Source organism: Rhodococcus kronopolitis, assembly GCF_042654025.1.
Taxonomy (GTDB): Bacteria; Actinomycetota; Actinomycetes; order Mycobacteriales; family Mycobacteriaceae; genus Rhodococcus_G; species Rhodococcus_G kronopolitis.
Window position 1 is genome coordinate 550,195 of record NZ_JBHSFO010000002.1, and the last position, 16,285, is coordinate 566,479.

At 70.7% G+C, this 16,285-nt stretch carries 14 protein-coding genes; 6 read left to right on the top strand and 8 right to left on the bottom strand.

Going from position 1 to position 16,285, the window contains the following annotated elements:
- Nucleotides 1-49: 49 nt before the first annotated feature.
- Genes ndk through ACFO6S_RS05865 form a run of 4 tightly spaced genes read right to left on the bottom strand, consistent with a single transcriptional unit; the run spans nucleotide 50 to nucleotide 5,006 of the window.
- Nucleotides 50-469 carry a nucleoside-diphosphate kinase gene (gene ndk, locus ACFO6S_RS05850; RefSeq protein WP_378414973.1) on the bottom strand — a complete coding sequence of 140 codons (420 nt, stop codon included), beginning with the start codon at nucleotides 467-469 and terminating at the stop codon, nucleotides 50-52.
- An 18-nt stretch (nucleotides 470-487) separates the two neighbouring features.
- Nucleotides 488-916, bottom strand: a complete 429-nt coding sequence (locus ACFO6S_RS05855) for a DUF4233 domain-containing protein (RefSeq protein ID WP_378414974.1) — start codon at nucleotides 914-916, stop codon at nucleotides 488-490.
- The gene (folC, locus tag ACFO6S_RS05860; RefSeq protein ID WP_378414976.1) at nucleotides 913-2,334 is read right to left on the bottom strand and encodes a bifunctional tetrahydrofolate synthase/dihydrofolate synthase; all 1,422 of its coding nucleotides are present in this window, start codon (nucleotides 2,332-2,334) and stop codon (nucleotides 913-915) included. The genes ACFO6S_RS05855 and folC overlap by 4 nt, the downstream gene beginning before the upstream one ends.
- The gene (locus ACFO6S_RS05865) at nucleotides 2,331-5,006 is read right to left on the bottom strand and encodes a valine--tRNA ligase (protein ID WP_378414978.1); all 2,676 of its coding nucleotides are present in this window, start codon (nucleotides 5,004-5,006) and stop codon (nucleotides 2,331-2,333) included. Before ACFO6S_RS05865 ends, folC begins: the two co-directional genes overlap by 4 nt.
- 304 nt (nucleotides 5,007-5,310) lie before the next feature.
- Here ACFO6S_RS05865 and ACFO6S_RS05870 point away from each other — a divergent pair, with 304 nt between their 5' ends.
- Genes ACFO6S_RS05870 through ACFO6S_RS05885 form a run of 4 tightly spaced genes read left to right on the top strand, consistent with a single transcriptional unit; the run spans nucleotide 5,311 to nucleotide 8,504 of the window.
- A complete protein-coding gene (locus ACFO6S_RS05870; protein ID WP_378414980.1) occupies nucleotides 5,311-5,862 on the top strand; it encodes an amidase family protein in 552 nt (183 codons plus the stop codon).
- Complete coding sequence (locus ACFO6S_RS05875) at nucleotides 5,787-6,725, top strand: amidase (protein WP_378414982.1); 939 nt, start codon at nucleotides 5,787-5,789, stop codon at nucleotides 6,723-6,725. Before ACFO6S_RS05870 ends, ACFO6S_RS05875 begins: the two co-directional genes overlap by 76 nt.
- Nucleotides 6,726-6,750: 25 nt before the next feature.
- Entirely contained in the window at nucleotides 6,751-7,752 is a 1,002-nt protein-coding gene (locus tag ACFO6S_RS05880; protein WP_378414983.1) for a synaptic vesicle VAT-1 family membrane protein, read from the top strand.
- The gene (locus ACFO6S_RS05885) at nucleotides 7,749-8,504 is read left to right on the top strand and encodes a methyltransferase domain-containing protein (RefSeq protein WP_378414984.1); all 756 of its coding nucleotides are present in this window, start codon (nucleotides 7,749-7,751) and stop codon (nucleotides 8,502-8,504) included. Before ACFO6S_RS05880 ends, ACFO6S_RS05885 begins: the two co-directional genes overlap by 4 nt.
- Before the next feature lie 45 nt (nucleotides 8,505-8,549).
- Here ACFO6S_RS05885 and ACFO6S_RS05890 read toward each other — a convergent pair whose 3' ends face one another.
- Nucleotides 8,550-9,557 (bottom strand): iron-siderophore ABC transporter substrate-binding protein, encoded by a 1,008-nt coding sequence (locus tag ACFO6S_RS05890; protein WP_378414986.1) that lies wholly within the window; start codon nucleotides 9,555-9,557, stop codon nucleotides 8,550-8,552.
- 170 nt (nucleotides 9,558-9,727) lie between these two features.
- On the opposite strand from ACFO6S_RS05890, the gene ACFO6S_RS05895 reads away from it, so the two are divergent.
- Nucleotides 9,728-12,040 (top strand): FdhF/YdeP family oxidoreductase, encoded by a 2,313-nt coding sequence (locus ACFO6S_RS05895; protein ID WP_378414988.1) that lies wholly within the window; start codon nucleotides 9,728-9,730, stop codon nucleotides 12,038-12,040.
- Nucleotides 12,040-12,864: a formate dehydrogenase accessory sulfurtransferase FdhD gene (fdhD, locus tag ACFO6S_RS05900; protein WP_378414990.1), complete on the top strand. Its 825-nt coding sequence runs from the start codon at nucleotides 12,040-12,042 to the stop codon at nucleotides 12,862-12,864. Before ACFO6S_RS05895 ends, fdhD begins: the two co-directional genes overlap by 1 nt.
- Nucleotides 12,865-13,069: 205 nt before the next feature.
- On the opposite strand, the gene ACFO6S_RS05905 is transcribed toward fdhD, so the two are convergent.
- The 3 genes from ACFO6S_RS05905 to clpX all read right to left on the bottom strand — a co-directional run bounded on the left by ACFO6S_RS05905 (nucleotide 13,070) and on the right by clpX (nucleotide 16,284).
- Nucleotides 13,070-13,702 carry an MBL fold metallo-hydrolase gene (locus ACFO6S_RS05905; RefSeq protein WP_378414992.1) on the bottom strand — a complete coding sequence of 211 codons (633 nt, stop codon included), beginning with the start codon at nucleotides 13,700-13,702 and terminating at the stop codon, nucleotides 13,070-13,072.
- Nucleotides 13,699-14,787, bottom strand: coding sequence for an S-(hydroxymethyl)mycothiol dehydrogenase (locus tag ACFO6S_RS05910; protein ID WP_378414994.1), 1,089 nt, complete (start codon nucleotides 14,785-14,787; stop codon nucleotides 13,699-13,701). The genes ACFO6S_RS05905 and ACFO6S_RS05910 overlap by 4 nt, the downstream gene beginning before the upstream one ends.
- Nucleotides 14,788-15,006: 219 nt before the next feature.
- Nucleotides 15,007-16,284: an ATP-dependent Clp protease ATP-binding subunit ClpX gene (gene clpX, locus ACFO6S_RS05915; RefSeq protein WP_378414996.1), complete on the bottom strand. Its 1,278-nt coding sequence runs from the start codon at nucleotides 16,282-16,284 to the stop codon at nucleotides 15,007-15,009.
- Between the last annotated feature and the right edge of the window lies 1 nt (nucleotide 16,285).

The window sequence follows — 16,285 nt, forward strand, 5'->3', positions numbered from 1 at the left end:
CTTCGCCCCGCCGGCATTCACCGACGGGGCGAGCGATCCTGCAAGTAGTTCAGCTACGGGCCAGGTGCGGGAACCACAGCGCGATCTCACGCTCGGCGGACTCGACCGAGTCGGAACCGTGCACGAGATTCTGCTGGCCGTCGAGCGCCAGGTCGCCGCGAACGGTGCCGGGCACCGCCTTCTCCACCGGGTCCGTGCCGCCGGCGATCTGGCGGAACGCCGCGATCGCGCGGGGGCCCTCGAGCACCGCCGCGACCAGCGGACCGGAGGTGATGAACTCGAGCAACCCCGGGTAGAACGGGCGGCCCTCGTGTTCGGCGTAGTGCTTGCCGGCCAGTTCCCGGTCCGCGGTCTTGAGTTCGAGGGCGGTGATGGACAGCCCCTTGCGCTCAACACGGCCGAGAATCTCGCCGACGAGTCGTCGGGCCACGCCATCGGGCTTGATCAGTACCAGCGTCCGCTCAGTCACGGCACTCAGCCTAGAACGTCAGTCCCGTTGCCCCGGAAGCAGACCCTGTTCCATCCGGTCCAGGATGTCCCGACGCAGGTACAGCAGGTACACCCAGAGCGCGGCGAACAGCAGCCCGAGCGCCCCGATCGCGATGTGCACGGCAAAGCCGGCGATCAGGGCCACCTGCAGCGCGAGGTTGTATCCCATCGCCCAGGACCGGCCCTGCACGCCTGCGCCGAGGATCATCAGGAGCGCCAACACCACCAGGTAGGTCACGCCGGCCGCGCTCAGGCCGACGCTGAGCGCCCCGATGCCCGGCAGTGCCAGCAGCACCACGATGGCCTCGAGGATCAGCAGTCCCGCGCAGACCCCGCGGAAGCTCTTCCACGGGTCCTTCGTCGGCGGCTTGAAGCCGCCCGGTCTCTCGTCTGCGGTGCCCTCGTCTGCGGTCGAGTCGTTGCTCACGCCGGGTCCTTTCCGAACAGGGTGCGGGCCATGCCCGCGGTAACGACGGATCCGGTGATCACGACGCCGGCGCCGGAGACGGCCTCGCCGGGCTCGGCGACGTCCTCGGCGATCCCGATGGCGGTCTCGATCGCATCGGGCAGCGTCTGCGCCACCACGACTCGTTCGTCACCGAACCGGGCCACGGCGAGGTTCGCCAGTTCCTCGATGTCCATGCCGCGCGGAGAGCCGTTGTGGGTGACCACGATCTCGTCGAAGACCGGCTCGAGGGCGGTGAGGAGGCCCTCGGCGTCCTTGTCGCCCATCACTGCGACCACGCCGACCAGCTTGCGGAAGTCGAACTCGTCGGCCAGCGCGGAGGCCAGCGCGCGGGCGCCGTCGGGGTTGTGCGCGGCGTCGAGGAACACCGTCGGCGCGTTGCGGACCCGCTCCAGTCGGCCCGGATTGGTCAGGGAGGCAAAGCCTTCCCGGACCGCGTCGACGTCGAGCTGACGGTCCGCGCCTGCGCCGAGGAACGCCTCCACCGCGGCCAGCGCCAGCGCGGCGTTGCGGGCCTGGTGTTCGCCGTGCATGGGCAGGAAGATGTCGGTGTAGACGCCGCCGAGGCCCTGCAGTTCGAGCTGCTGTCCCCCGACCGCGATCCGGCGGGCGAGCACCCGGAACTCCGAGTTCTCCCGCGCCACTGCGGCGTCCGCCTCGACCGCGCGCCGCAGCAGCACCTCCGCAACCTCGGGGGTCTGCTCCGCGAGGATCGCGACGGTGTCGCGGGGCACCAGCGACTCCGGCGCCTTCTTGATGATCCCGGCCTTCTCGGCGGCGATGCCGGCGAGGTCGCTGCCCAGGAACTCGACGTGGTCGAGGCTGATCGGCGTGATCACCGCGACCTGCCCGTCGATCACGTTGGTGGCGTCCCACTTCCCGCCGAGCCCGACCTCGATGACGGCGACGTCGACCGGCGCCTCGGCGAAGGCGGCGAAGGCCATCGCGGTGAGCACCTCGAACTTGCTCATCGCCGGCCCGCCCGCCGCCTCCGACTGGGCGTCGATCATGCCGATGTACGGCTCGAGCTCGCGGTAGGTGTCCACGTAGAGCCGCGGCGAGATCGGCTTGCCGTCGATGCTGATCCGCTCGGTGGCGATCTGCAGGTGCGGGCTGGTGGTCCGGCCCACCCGGCGGTGCATCCGGGTGAGCAGCGCGTCGATCATCCGGGTCACCGACGTCTTGCCGTTGGTGCCGGCGACGTGGATGGCCGGGTAGCCGTGCTGCGGGGACCCCAGCAGGTCCATCAGTGCGGCGATCCGGGTCAGCGACGGCTCGATCTTCGTCTCGGGCCAGCGCTTGTCGAGTTCGGCCTCGACGAGTGCGAGCTCGGCGAGGTCGACGGCGGCCGACTCGGAGTTCGATCCGGGGAAGGTCATGCCTGCCCCAGATCCGCGAGCCGCGCGGTGATCCGCGCGACTTCCTCGGTGGCGAAGCTCTGGCGGCCCCGGATCTTGTCGACGACGGCGTCCGGCGCCTTCGCCAGGAACGCCTCGTTGCCGAGCTTCGCGGCGGTGCCGGCCAGCTCCTTCTCCGCGGCGGCCAGGTCCTTCTCGAGCCGCTTGCGCTCGGCGACCAGGTCGACGGTGCCGGAGGTGTCGAGCTCGACGGTGACGGTGCCCGCGCTCAGCCGGACCTCGACGGAGGCGGTCGCGGCGAAGTCGTCGCCGGGCTCGGTGAGCTTGCCCAGCGACGCCACCGACGGCTGCTGCCCGTCCAGGTCCGCCTCGGCGATGCCGGTCAGCCGGGCCGCGACCTTCTGGCCCGGATTCAGACCCTGGTCGCTGCGGAAGCGCCGGATCTCGGTGACGAGTCGCTGCACGTCCGCGATCCGCTGCGCGGCAACGACGTCCACGGGCTCACCGGACGCCTCCGGCCAGCTCGCGACGACGACGGACTCGCCGCCGGCGAGCACCTTCCACAGCGTCTCGGTGACGAACGGCATGACCGGGTGCAGCATCCGCAGCAGCGCGTCGAGCACGTTGCCGAGCACCGCGCGGGTGGCCTCGGCCTGCTCCCCCGCGAACTGCACCTTGGCCAGCTCGAGGTACCAGTCGCAGACCTCGTCCCAGGCGAAGTGGTACAGCGCCTCGCAGGCCTTGCCGAACTCGTACCGGTCGAAGGCGCCGTCGACCTCGGCGCGAACCTGGTCCAGCCGGTCCAGGATCCAGCGGTCCGCGTCGGTGAGCGCGTCGCGGGCCGGCATCGGGGCCGGTGCGGCGCCATTCATCAGCGCGAACTTGGTGGCATTGAACAGCTTGGTGGCGAAGCTGCGCGAGGACTTCGCGTGGTCCTCGCCGACGGACAGGTCGCTGCCCGGGTTGGCGCCGCGGGCCAGCGTGAATCGCAGTGCGTCGGCGCCGAACTCGCGCACCCAGTCCAGCGGGTCGATGCCGTTGCCCTTGGACTTCGACATCTTCTTGCCGAACTCGTCACGAACCAGGCCGTGCAGGAAGACGTCCTTGAACGGCATCTGCGGTCCGGACTTGCCCTCGCCGGCGGTGATCGCCTCGTCCTGCGAGACGAAGGTGCCGAACATCATCATCCGCGCCACCCAGAAGAACAGGATGTCGTAGCCGGTGACGAGAACGGAGGTGGGATAGAACTTGTCGAGCTCGGCGGTCTTGTCCGGCCAGCCCATCGTGGAGAACGGCCACAGGCCGGAGGAGAACCAGGTGTCCAGGACGTCGGGGTCCTGGGTCCAGCCCTCGGGCGCGGTCTCGTCCGGTCCGAGGCAGGTGACCTCGCCGTCCGGGCCGTACCAGATCGGGATCCGGTGCCCCCACCACAGCTGACGCGAGATGCACCAGTCGTGCATGTTGTCGACCCAGCCGAACCAGCGCGGCTCCAGGCTGGCGGGGTGGATCTTGGTGTCGCCGTTGCGAACCGCGTCACCGGCGGCCTTGGCGAGGGTGTCGACCTTGACCCACCACTGCAGCGACAGGCGCGGCTCGATGGACTCGCCGCTGCGCTCGGAGTGCCCGACGCTGTGCAGGTACGGACGCTTCTCGGCGACGACGCGACCCTGCTCGGCGAGCGCCTCGCGGACCTTGACCCGCGCCTCGAACCGGTCCATGCCGTCGAACTGCGTTCCGGTGTCGGCGATCTTGCCGGTCTTGTCCATGATGGTCGGCATCGGCAGGTTGTGCCGCATGCCCATCTCGAAGTCGTTGGGATCGTGTGCGGGGGTGATCTTCACGGCGCCGGTGCCGAACTCGGGGTCGACGTAGTCGTCGGCGATGATCGGGATCTGCCGGCCGGTGATCGGGTGCTCGAGGGTGGTGCCGAGCAGGTGCTTGTACCGCTCGTCCTCGGGGTGCACGGCCACGGCGGTGTCGCCGAGCATGGTCTCGACGCGGGTGGTGGCGACGATGACGTGCGGCTCGTCGTCCTTCAAGGAGCCGTAGCGCAGCGAGACCAGCTCGCCCTCGACGTCCTCGAACTTGACCTCGATGTCGGAGATGGCGGTCTGCAGCACCGGCGACCAGTTGACCAGCCGCTCGGCGCGGTAGATCAGGCCCTCGTCGTACATCCGCTTGAAGATGGTCTGCACCGCACGGGAGAGGCCCTCGTCCATGGTGAACCGGTCACGGGACCAGTCGACGCCGTCGCCGAGGCTGCGCATCTGGGTGCCGATGGTGCCGCCCGACTCGCGCTTCCACTCCCAGACCTTCTCGATGAAGGCCTCGCGACCGAGGTCCTCCTTCTTCTGGCCGGACGCCGCGAGCTGCTTCTCCACCAGGTTCTGGGTGGCGATGCCCGCGTGGTCCATGCCCGGCAGCCACAGCACCTCGAAGCCCTGCATCCGCTTGCGGCGGGACAGGACGTCCATCAGGGTGTGGTCGAGCGCGTGCCCCATGTGCAGGCTGCCGGTGACGTTCGGCGGCGGCAGCACGATGGAGTAGCCGGGCTTGTCACTGGCCGGGTCCGGCGTGAAGTAGCCGGCGGCCACCCAGCCCTCGTACAGCTCCTGCTCCACGGTGCTGGGGTCCCAGCTCTTGGGGAGGGCGTCGGCGGCGGTCTTGGGGTCTTGCGGCGCGGCACTGGTCACCCAGTGATTCTAGAGAACGCGGCTACCGCGCCGCCCGCCACATGGTCCACAGCCGCGGACCGCCGGTCGGGGGCCCGATCTCGTCGGCCACCGCGGGGCCGAAGCGCTGGTGACGGGGCACATTCTCCGGTTTGCCCGACTCCGGGCGTGGACGTGCTCGCGGTCACAGCGCCCGGACGGCGCAGATCACCGGCGCACCGCGCGGCCGTCGCCCCCGAAGCGTCGGGGCGCCCCGCGAAGACAGGTGCCCCCCCGGGAGAAAACCGGTGGCGTCGACGGGCCGCGGCGGCCAGACTGACCGGCCATGGAGCCTGCCGAGTACGCGGAGTACGACGCAGTCGGGCTGCGCGCCCTCATCGTCGCCGGCGAGGTGAGCGTCGCCGAGGTGGAGTCGGCGGCCCGGCGGGCGCTGGAGTCGGTGAACCCCGACCTGAACGCGCTGACGCTGCCACCGTTCGAGCCGGCCCTGACCGCCGACCCCGACGGCCCGTTGGCGGGCGTGCCGACGGTGGTCAAGGACAGCGGACCGATGGCCCGCGGGGTGCCGTTCACCCTCGGCAGCCGGGCCCTGCGCGGCGCGGTCGCGGGCGTCGACCACGAGTTGACGGCCCGGTTCCGGGCCCCGGGACTGGTGACGCTGGGCCAGAGCACCGCCCCGGAGTTCGGGCTGAACTTCGCGACCGAGTCCCGGCGGTACGGGCCGACCCGCAACCCGTGGGACCTGCGCCGCGGGGTGGGCGGGTCCAGCGGCGGGCGGCCGCGCTGGTCGCGGCCGGGGCGGTGCCGCTCGCGCACGCGAACGACGCGGGCGGCTCGATCCGGGTGCCGGCGTCGTGCTGCGGGCTGGTCGGCCTGAAGCCGGGGCGCGGGCGCACCCCGTCCGGTCCGCTCGTCGGGGAGGCCGGGTTCGGGATGATCGCCGAGTTCGCGCTCACCCGGACGGTCCGGGACGCCGCCCACCTGCTCGACGCCGTCGCGGGGCCGATCGTCGGCGAGAAGTACGCGGCCGCCCCGCCCGACCGTCCGTACGCGGAGTCGATCACCGCGGACCCGGGCCGGCTGCGGGTGGCCGTGACCACCGACGCCTGGTCCGGGGTGCCGGTGGACCCGCAGGTGCAGGGCGCCACCGTCGCCGCGGCGCAGGTGCTGGAGTGGATCGGGCACACCGTGACGTCGGCGAGCCCGGACCTGGCCGCCGAGGACGTGGTGGAGGCGGGGATGCTGGTGGTGGTCTCGACCGGGGCCGCGATCCTGCGGGCGCCGCGCCGGCCGGACCCGACGCTGATCGAGGCCACCTCCCGGCGGGTGCTGTCGGAGACACAGGGTTTCACCGCGCTCGACGTGGCGGCCGCACTCGACGCCCAGCACCGGGTGACCCGGGCCGTCGGCCTGTTCCTCACCGGCTACGACCTGCTGGTGACGCCGACCATCGGGCAACTGCCGCCGCCGCACGGCACGCTCGACTACGACGACGACACCCCGGGGCAGTCGGCGCGCTCGTGGCTCCGGCGGATCTTCGAGGTGGGTCCGTTCACCGCGCCGTTCAACGTGTCCGGGAACCCGGCGGTCAGCCTGCCGCTCGGGCAGAGCCGTGAGGGCCTGCCGATCGGTGTGCAACTGGTGGCCGCGCACGGCCGGGAGGACCTGCTGCTTCAGGTGGCGGCCCAGTTCGAGCAGGCCGTGCCGTGGTCCGGGCGACAGCCGTCGATCCATGCCTGAAGAGAAATCCGACTACCCTCCAGCCATGCGCGCAGTGGTGATCACCCGGCACGGCGAGGCCGACGTCCTGCAGGTCCGCGAGAGGCCTTCCCCGACACTGTCCCCCGGTGGCCTGCGCATCGCGGTCCGCGCGGCCGGGGTCAACTTCGCCGACGTGATGGCGCGGCTCGGGCTGTACGCCGACGCCCCTCCCCTGCCCAGCGTGGTCGGCTACGAGGTGTCGGGAGTGGTCACCGAGATCGCCTCGGACGTCACCGCTTTCGCCGTCGGCGACCGCGTCTTCGCAGGTACCCGGTTCGGCGGCTACGCCGAGGAGGTCTGCGTTCGGCAGCAGGACGCGGTGCCGCTGCCTGCCTCGCTGAGCTTCGAGCAGGGCGCGGCGATCCCCGTCAACTACGCGACCGCCTGGGCGGGCCTGGTCGGCTACGGAAACCTGCGGGCCGGCGAACGGGTGCTGATCCATGCGGCGGCGGGCGGCGTCGGCATCGCGTCCACGCAGATCGCCGCCCGGTACGGCGCGCAGGTCTACGGCACCGCATCACCCGGAAAGCACGACGCCATCCGGGGTTTCGGCGTCGAGGTGGCCCTCGACTACCGCAAGCGCGGCTGGGCCAGGAATCTTCCGCCGATGGACATCGTGATGGACGCCCTCGGCGGGGCGTCGCTGCGGCGCAGCTACTCGCTGCTGCGGCCGGGCGGGCGGCTGGTCGCGTTCGGCGCCAGTTCGGTGGTCTCCGGCGACAAGCGCAACCTGTTCAAGGCCCTGCCCCAGGCGCTGAGCATGATCCGCGGGTTCAACGCCATGGACCAGATGACCGAGTCCAAGGCGGTGATCGGGCTGAACATGCTGCGACTGTGGGACGACCGCGGCACCCTCGAACCGTGGATCACCCCGCTGCGGGCCCTGATCGACGACGGCACCGTCGCGCCGGTGGTCTCCGACGTGGTGCCCTTCGACCGGGCGGCCGAGGCGCACCGCATCCTCACCGAGCGCCGCAACGTCGGGAAGGTGGTGCTGGTGCCGTGAGCGCCGTGCGTATCGGCGCCGACAGCGCGGCAGGCACCGGCGCCGACGGCACTGCGGGCACACGCGCCGACAGCGCTGCGGGCATCGGCGCCATGCTGGTCACGTCCCGCTCGTTCGAGGAGTACGTGGCGATGTTCGCGCTGGGCACCGCCGACCTGTCCGGCACGGTGCTCGACTGTCCCGCCGGAGCCTCGTCGTTCACCGCCGGCGCCCACCGGGTGGGCACGCGCGCGACCGCCTGCGACATCGCCTACGGGAACCCACGGGCCGTGCTGGACTCGCTGCGACCCGAGGTCGAGCGGGGAAACCGGTACATCGCGGCGCATCCCGACGGCTACTCCGACCGGTTCTTCGGCGGACCGGCGGAGCACCTCGCCCACCGGTTGGCAGCGGCCGAGCTGTTCACCCACGACTTCCTCGCCCGGCCCGAGTCGTACGTCCACGCCGCACTGCCCGAACTGCCCTTCGACGACCGGTCGTTCGACCTGGTGCTGTCCTCGCACCTGCTCTTCAGCTACGCGGACCGCCTCGACGTCGAGACCCACCTGGTGTACCTGACCGAACTGCTCCGGGTCGCCCGGGACCAGATCCGGATCTTCCCGCTGGTGCCGACGGGCAGCTCCGCGCGCTACCCGCAGCTCGGCGAGCTGCGCGAGCTGCTCGGCGCGCGCGGCGTCGACACCACCGTCACCGAGGTCGACTACGAGTTCCAGCGCGGCGGCACCGAGATGCTGGTGTGCCGCCGCCGGTGACGGCGGCGGCACGGGCGAAGCGATCGCCAGGTGGCCGGGTGATCGCTACGTGGCGAGCAGCGGCGCGATCCGCGGCGGGATCTGGTCCAGCGCGTACGGCAGCGAGAGCACCGTGCTCCACGTCATCGCCTCGGCGGCCTCGTCCTCGAGGATGATGGCACGGCCGTTCTTGACGACCTCCAGTTCCTGGTAGACGGGCGTCGCCGCCAGCTCGGCACGCAGCTTGTCACCGAACCCGCCGCCGGCGTACCAGACCAGCAGGTCGGCGTCGGCGAGCGTGAGCTGCTCGGTGCTGATCGGCGCGAAGTTGGTGGTGGTGATCTGCTCGGTGACCGGCGGGTTCACGAAGCCGAGCTCGGTGAAGAAGCGGACCTTCGGATCCTCCGGGCCGTAGACGCCGAACTGTCCGGGCCCCTTGAGCGCGCCGACGATCACGGTCTTGCCCTTGAACGCCGGGTTCGCGGCGGCGACCGAGGCGAACTTGTCCTGCACCCCGGCGACCAGTTCCTCGGCCTTGTCGGAGCGGCCCAGCGCCTCGCCGATGATCCGGGTCTGGTCCTGCCACGGCACGCCGTAGTCGGCGAACTCCGCGGGCTGGGTGACCGTCGGCGCGAGGGCGCTGAGCTTGTCGTACTGGCTCTGGGTAATGCCCGAGTAGGTGCCCAGGATCAGGTCCGGGTTGGTGCCCGCGACCTTCTCGACGTTGATGCCGGTGCTGGCGGTGCCGATGATCGCGGGGGTGGCGCCGGCGAGCAGGTCGTGGGCCCACGGCCACACCGCGTCGGGCTGGTTGCCGTACCAGTCGAAGACACCGACCGGAACCGTGCCGAGCGCGAGGATGGCGTCCTGGTCGTTGTAGCCGACGCTGACCACCCGCTGCGGATCCACCGGCACCTGCGTCTGGCCGTACTTGTCGGTCAGGGTGGCACCGGACGCCGCCGCCGACCCGCCGTCGCCGTCCCCACCGGTGCTGCATGCGGTCGCGAACGCGAGCAGTGCGCCCGACGTGCCGATCAGAAATCCCCGCCGCGTCAACCGACCCATGTCTGCCATCGACTCTCCTCCAGTCATTCCACACCCGTCATTCCGCGACCGGTCATTCGGCACACCGTGCGCGCCGCACCGGACTCCCCGGCGCAAAAGCTAGGTAAGGCTAGCCGAAACAATAGGCCATCGGCACCGGCCGACTTCCGACCCGCCGCGCGCGAGTCCACTATGGACACATGACTCGCACGGGACCGGACCGCGACATCGACGAAGCCAGCCTGGAGATCACCCCGCGCAAGGACCACGCCGCCGGGGTACCCGCGGTGCTCATCTCGCTGCAGCGCGCCGTCGAGCAGATGGGCGTGACGCGCACCGCCAGGTCGCTCGCCCGGCTCAACCAGCGGCACGGATTCGACTGCCCCGGCTGCGCGTGGCCCGAGACGCCGGGGCACCGCAGGCCCGCCGAGTTCTGCGAGAACGGCGCCAAGGCCGTCGCCGAGGAGGCCACCCTGCGCCGCGTCGGGCCCGAGTTCTTCGCCGAGCACTCCGTCGCCGAGCTCGCCGCCAAGACCGACTACTGGCTCGGCCAGCAGGGCCGGCTGGCCGAACCGATGGTGCTGCGCGAGGGCGCGACGCACTACACCCCGATCGGCTGGGACTCCGCGTTCCGGATGATCGCGGACGAGCTGCGCGCGCTGCCCACCCCCGACGGGGCGGTGTTCTACACCTCCGGGCGCACCAGCAACGAGGCAGCCTTCCTGTACCAGTTGATGATCCGCAGCTTCGGCACCAACAACATGCCGGACTGCTCGAACATGTGCCACGAGTCCTCGGGCAGCGCCCTGACCGAGTCCATCGGGATCGGCAAGGGCTCGGTCACCATTGCGGACCTCGAGCACGCCGACCTGATCGTCATCGCCGGGCAGAACCCGGGCACCAACCACCCGCGGATGCTCTCCACCCTGGAGGCGGCGAAACGCAACGGCGCCAAGATCATTGCGATCAACCCGCTGCCCGAGGCCGGACTGATCCGGTTCAAGGACCCGCAGCGGGTCGGCGGCGTGGTCGGCCGCGGCGTCGACATCGCCGACGAGTTCCTGCAGATCCGGCTCGGCGGCGACATGGCGCTGTTCCAGGGACTGGGCCGGCTGCTGCTCGAGGCGGACGACGCCGCACCCGGCACCGTGGTCGACCGCGAGTTCGTCGAGGAGCACTGCGCCGGGTTCGACGAGTACGAGAAGCAGGTCCGCGCAGTCGATCTCGACGTCGTGCTCGAGGCCACCGGGCTGACCCTCGCCCAGCTGCGGGAGACCGCGGCGGCGCTGGCCCGCTCCGAGCGGACCATCGCGTGCTGGGCGATGGGCCTGACCCAGCAGACCCACGGCGTGGCGACCATCCAGGAGATCACCAACGTGCTGCTGATGCGCGGCATGATAGGCAAGCCGGGAGCCGGGGTCTGCCCGGTGCGCGGGCACTCGAACGTCCAGGGCGACCGCACCATGGGCATCTGGGAGCGGATGCCCGACGCCTTCCTCGACGCCCTCGACCGCGAGTTCGCCATCACCAGCCCCCGGGCGCACGGCTGGGACACCGTCGAGGCCATCCGCGGCATGCGCGACGGCAAGGCCGGCGTGTTCATGGCGATGGGCGGCAACTTCCTGCGCGCGACGCCGGACACCGAGGCCACCGAGGACGCGCTGCGTCGGTGCGCGCTGACCGTCCAGGTCTCCACCAAGCTGAACCGCTCGCACGTCGTCACCGGACGCACCGCGCTGATCCTGCCGACCCTGGGGCGCACCGACAAGGACATCCAGTCCGGCGGGAAGCAGGTGGTCTCCGTCGAGGACTCGATGTCGATGGTGCACCTCTCCCGCGGCAACCTCACCCCGGTCAGCGAGCACCTGCGCAGCGAGGTCGCGATCGTCTGCGGACTCGCCCAGGAACTGCTCGGCCCCGGCCACCCGGCGCCCTGGGCCGCGTTCACCGCCGACTACGACCTGATCCGCGACTCGATCTCGCGGGTGGTGCCGGGCTGCGAGAACTACAACGAGCGGGTCCGCCTGCCCGACGGCTTCCAGCTGCCGCACCCGCCGCGGGACCGGCGCGAGTTCCCCACCCGCACCGGCAAGGCCAACTTCACCGCCAGCGAGCTGAAGTGGGTGCCCACTCCCCCCGGCAAGCTGATCCTGCAGACCCTGCGCAGCCACGACCAGTACAACACCACCATCTACGGCCTCGACGACCGCTACCGCGGCGTCAAGGGCGGCCGCCGGGTGGTCTTCGTGTCCGCCGCCGACCTCGCCGAGCTGGGCCTGGCGGACGGCGCGGCGGTGGACATCGTCTCCGAGTGGACGGCGGCCGACGGCAGCCTCGAGGAGCGCCGGGTCACCGACTTCCGGGCGGTGCAGTACAGCACCCCCAAGGGCAACGCGGCCGCCTACTACCCGGAGACCAATCCGCTGATCCCGCTCGATCACGTTGCGGCCAAGTCGAACACCCCAGTGTCCAAGGCCGTCCTGGTGCGCCTCGAACCGGCCGGGGGTCGATGATGGGTCGGGTCACCGCCCGGCGTTCGGTGCTGCGGGTGACCGAGTCCGGAGCCGTCCGGCGTCCGGACAGCCTCGCCGTCGAGGAACCGCTGGAGATCCGGCTCGGTGGTCGGTCGCTGGCCGTCACCATGCGCACCCCGGGCCACGACGTCGACCTGGTCCACGGTTTCCTGCTCGGCGAGGGCATCATCGCCACGGCGCAGGACGTCTCGGTGATCCGGTACTGCGACGGGGCGGACGCCGACGGCGCCAACACCTACAACGTGCTCGACGTGGCGCTCGCCCCGGGAACGCCGGAACCCGTTGTCGCGGAGCGGAACTTCCTGACCACCTCGGCGTGCGGGGTGTGCGGGAAGGCGTCGCTCGAGTCGGTGCGGGTGCGCGCGTCGTACGACCTCACCGCCTCGCCGCTGACCGTCACCACCGCGGTGCTGGCGTCGATGCCCCCGACCATGCGGGCCAGGCAGCAGGTGTTCGAGCGCACCGGCGGCCTGCACGCCGCCGGGCTGTTCACCGCGGACGGCGCACTGCTGGCTGTCCGTGAGGACGTCGGCAGGCACAATGCCGTCGACAAGGTGCTCGGCTGGGCGCTCACCGCGGGCACGGTCCCGCTGTCCGAGGCGGTGCTGGTGGTCAGCGGCCGGGCCTCGTTCGAGCTGGTGCAGAAGGCCGTCGTGGCCGGGGTCCCGATGCTGGCCGCGGTGTCGGCGCCGTCGTCGCTGGCCGTCGACCTCGCCGCGGAGTCCGACCTGACCCTGGTCGGATTCCTGCGCGGCGAGACGATGAACATCTACACCGGTGAGCAGCGGATCAAGCTGAGCTGAGCGCACTGTCGGCCGTCGGCGAACCAATCCCGCCGACCCCGGCACCGGCCCTGGCACCGGCCCACAGCGCCGAGTGAACGTACCGTTCACTCGATCCAATCGAATGAACGCTTCCGTTCATTCGATTGGATCGACGGAAACTTCCGTTCACATCGTGGGATCACGCGCCGCCGCCCAGAACGACCCGAGCGGCGACGCGTGAAACTCAGCTACCGGCGGCGATCCACTCCTCGAGGTGCGGGGACTCTGTCCCCAACGTGGTGCCGTCGCCGTGCCCGGTGTTCACCCGGGTCTCCGCCGGCAGGGCGAACAGCCGGTCCCGGATCGACCCGATGATGGTCGGGAAGTCCGAGTAGGAGCGGCCGGTGGCGCCCGGTCCGCCGGAGAACAGCGTGTCTCCGGAGAACAGCTCCCCCGCCTCCGGCAGGTACAGGCAGGTCGAGCCCTGCGAGTGCCCGGGCGTGTGCAGGGCGGTGATGTCGGTGCCCGCCACCGCGATCCGCTGGCCGTCCTCGAGCGGCTGGTACCGCACGCCCGGGTGGCTCATCTGCCAGAGCACGTCGTCGGCCGGGTGCAGCAGGATCGGGGCGTCGAGCCGCTCCGCCAGCTCCGGGGCGACGGTGACGTGGTCGTCGTGGCCGTGGGTGCAGACCACCGCGACGACCTTCCGGCCGGCGACCGCGTCGACGATCGGCTGCGCGGTGTGGGCGGCGTCGACGACCACCACCTCGGAGTCGTCGCCGATCAGCCAGATGTTGTTGTCCACCTCCCAGGTGCCGCCGTCGAGGCTGAACGTGCCCGAGGTGACGACCCGCTCGACCCGCAGCAGGCCACTCACAGCACGACCACCGAACGCAGCACCTCGCCGCGGTGCATGGACTCGAACGCCTGCTCCACCTCGTCGAGCGCGATCCGCTCGGTGACGAACTTCTCCAGCGGCAGCCGGCCCTGCTGGTAGAGGTCCACGAGCATCGGGAAGTCGCGCTCGGGCAGGCAGTCGCCGTACCAGGACGACTTCAGCGAACCGCCGCGGGAGAAGAAGTCCACCAGCGGCATCTCGAGGGTCATCTCCGGGGTGGGCACGCCGACCAGGACGACGGTGCCGGCCAGGTCGCGGGCGTAGAACGCCTGCTTCCAGGTCTCCGGCCGGCCGACCGCGTCGACGACGACGTCGGCGCCGAAGCCGCCGGTGAGCTCCTGCACGGCCTCGACCACGTCGTCGACCTCGGCGGCGTTGATCGTGTGGGTGGCACCGAGTTCGGTCGCCCACTCGAGCTTGCGGGGGTCACGGTCGATCGCGATGATCGTGCCTGCGCCCGCCAGCCGCGAGCCCATGATCGCCGCGTCGCCGACGCCGCCGCAGCCGATCACGGCCACCGAGTCGCCGCGGCCGACGTTGCCGGTGTTCATCGCGGCGCCCATGCCCGCCATCACGCCGCAACCGAGCAGTCCGACGACGGCCGGGTCCGCGGACGGGTCGACCTTGGTGCACTGTCCCGCGTGGACGAGGGTCTTGTCCGCGAAGGCGCCGATGCCCAGCGCGGGGGTGAGCTCGGTGCCGTCCTCGAGGGTCATCTTCTGCGTCGCGTTGAAGGTGTCGAAGCAGTACTGCGGGCGGCCCCGCTTGCACGCCCGGCACTGCCCGCACACGGCCCGCCAGTTGAGCACGACGAAGTCGCCGACCTCGACGGAATCGACTCCCTCACCGACGCTTTCGACGATTCCCGCGGCCTCGTGGCCCAGCAGGAAGGGGTACTCGTCGTTGATCCCGCCGTCGCGGTAGGTCAGGTCCGTGTGGCACACGCCGCACGAGGCGACTGCGACGACGACCTCGCCCGGGCCTGGATCCGGGATGACCACGTTCACGATCTCCACGGGCGCACCCTTGGATCGTGCGATCACACCTCGTACCTGCTGGGGCATTGTCCTGACTCCTTCGCGTCGTGCCGGGGGGATTGCGCCCCGGCGAATAGCGCCGTGGGCGACCACCGACGACGCTAGCGCATGCCCGCACCGGCGGAACCCATCCACGGGCGACCCCGACGCGGCCGAGAACCCCGACCCGCCCGGGAACGACGGTGCCCCTCGTTCGGTTCGACCGAACGAGGGGCACCGTCAGTTCTGACGCGGTGTCTGTAGCAGCTACGCCGACTTGTCGCGGCGCTCGCGCTCCGCCGTGCGCGGCACGATCGTCGGCAGCACGTTGTCGACCACCGTCTCCGCGGTGACCACCACCTTGGCGACGTCGTCGCGGCTCGGGATGTCGTACATCACCGGCAGCAGGACCTCTTCCATGATGGCGCGCAGCCCGCGGGCACCGGTGCCCCGCAGGATCGCCTGGTCGGCGATGGCCTCGAGGGCCTCGTCGGTGAACTCGAGTTCGACACCGTCCATCTCGAACAGCCGGTGGTACTGCTTGACCAGCGCGTTCTTGGGCTCCGACAGGATCTGGACCAGCGACTCCTTGTCGAGGTTGGTCACCGAGGCGATCATCGGCAACCGGCCGATGAACTCGGGGATCAGCCCGAACTTGATCAGGTCCTCCGGCATCACCTCGGCGAACCGGTCGACGGTGTCGAGTTCGGCCTTCGAGTGCACCTCGGCGCCGAACCCGATGCCGCGCTTGCCCACCCGGTCCGAGACGATCTTCTCGAGCCCCGCGAACGCACCCGCCACGATGAACAGCACGTTGGTGGTGTCGATCTGGATGAACTCCTGGTGCGGGTGCTTGCGGCCGCCCTGGGGCGGCACGCTTGCCTGGGTGCCCTCGAGGATCTTCAGCAGCGCCTGCTGCACACCCTCACCGGACACGTCCCGAGTGATCGAGGGGTTCTCCGACTTGCGGGCGATCTTGTCGACCTCGTCGATGTAGATGATGCCGGTCTCGGCGCGCTTGACGTCGTAGTCCGCCGCCTGGATCAGCTTGAGCAGGATGTTCTCGACGTCCTCGCCGACGTACCCCGCCTCGGTCAGCGCCGTCGCGTCGGCGATGGCGAACGGGACGTTGAGCATCTTCGCCAGTGTCTGCGCGAGGTAGGTCTTGCCACAGCCCGTGGGGCCGAGCATGAGGATGTTCGACTTGGTCAGCTCGACGGTCTCGCCGCGCACCTCGCGGCCCTTGTCCCCGGCCTGGATGCGCTTGTAGTGGTTGTAGACCGCGACCGCCAGGGTGCGCTTGGCGGAGTCCTGGCCGATCACGTAGTTGTCGAGGAAGTCGCGGATCTCGGCCGGCTTGGGCAGCTCGTCGAGCTTCACCTCACTCGACTCGGCGAGTTCTTCCTCGATGATCTCGTTGCACAGGTCAATGCACTCGTCGCAGATGTACACACCCGGCCCCGCGATGAGCTTCTTCACCTGCTTCTGACTCTTGCCACAGAAAGAGCATTTCAGCAGGTCGCCGCCGTCACCGATGCGTGCCATC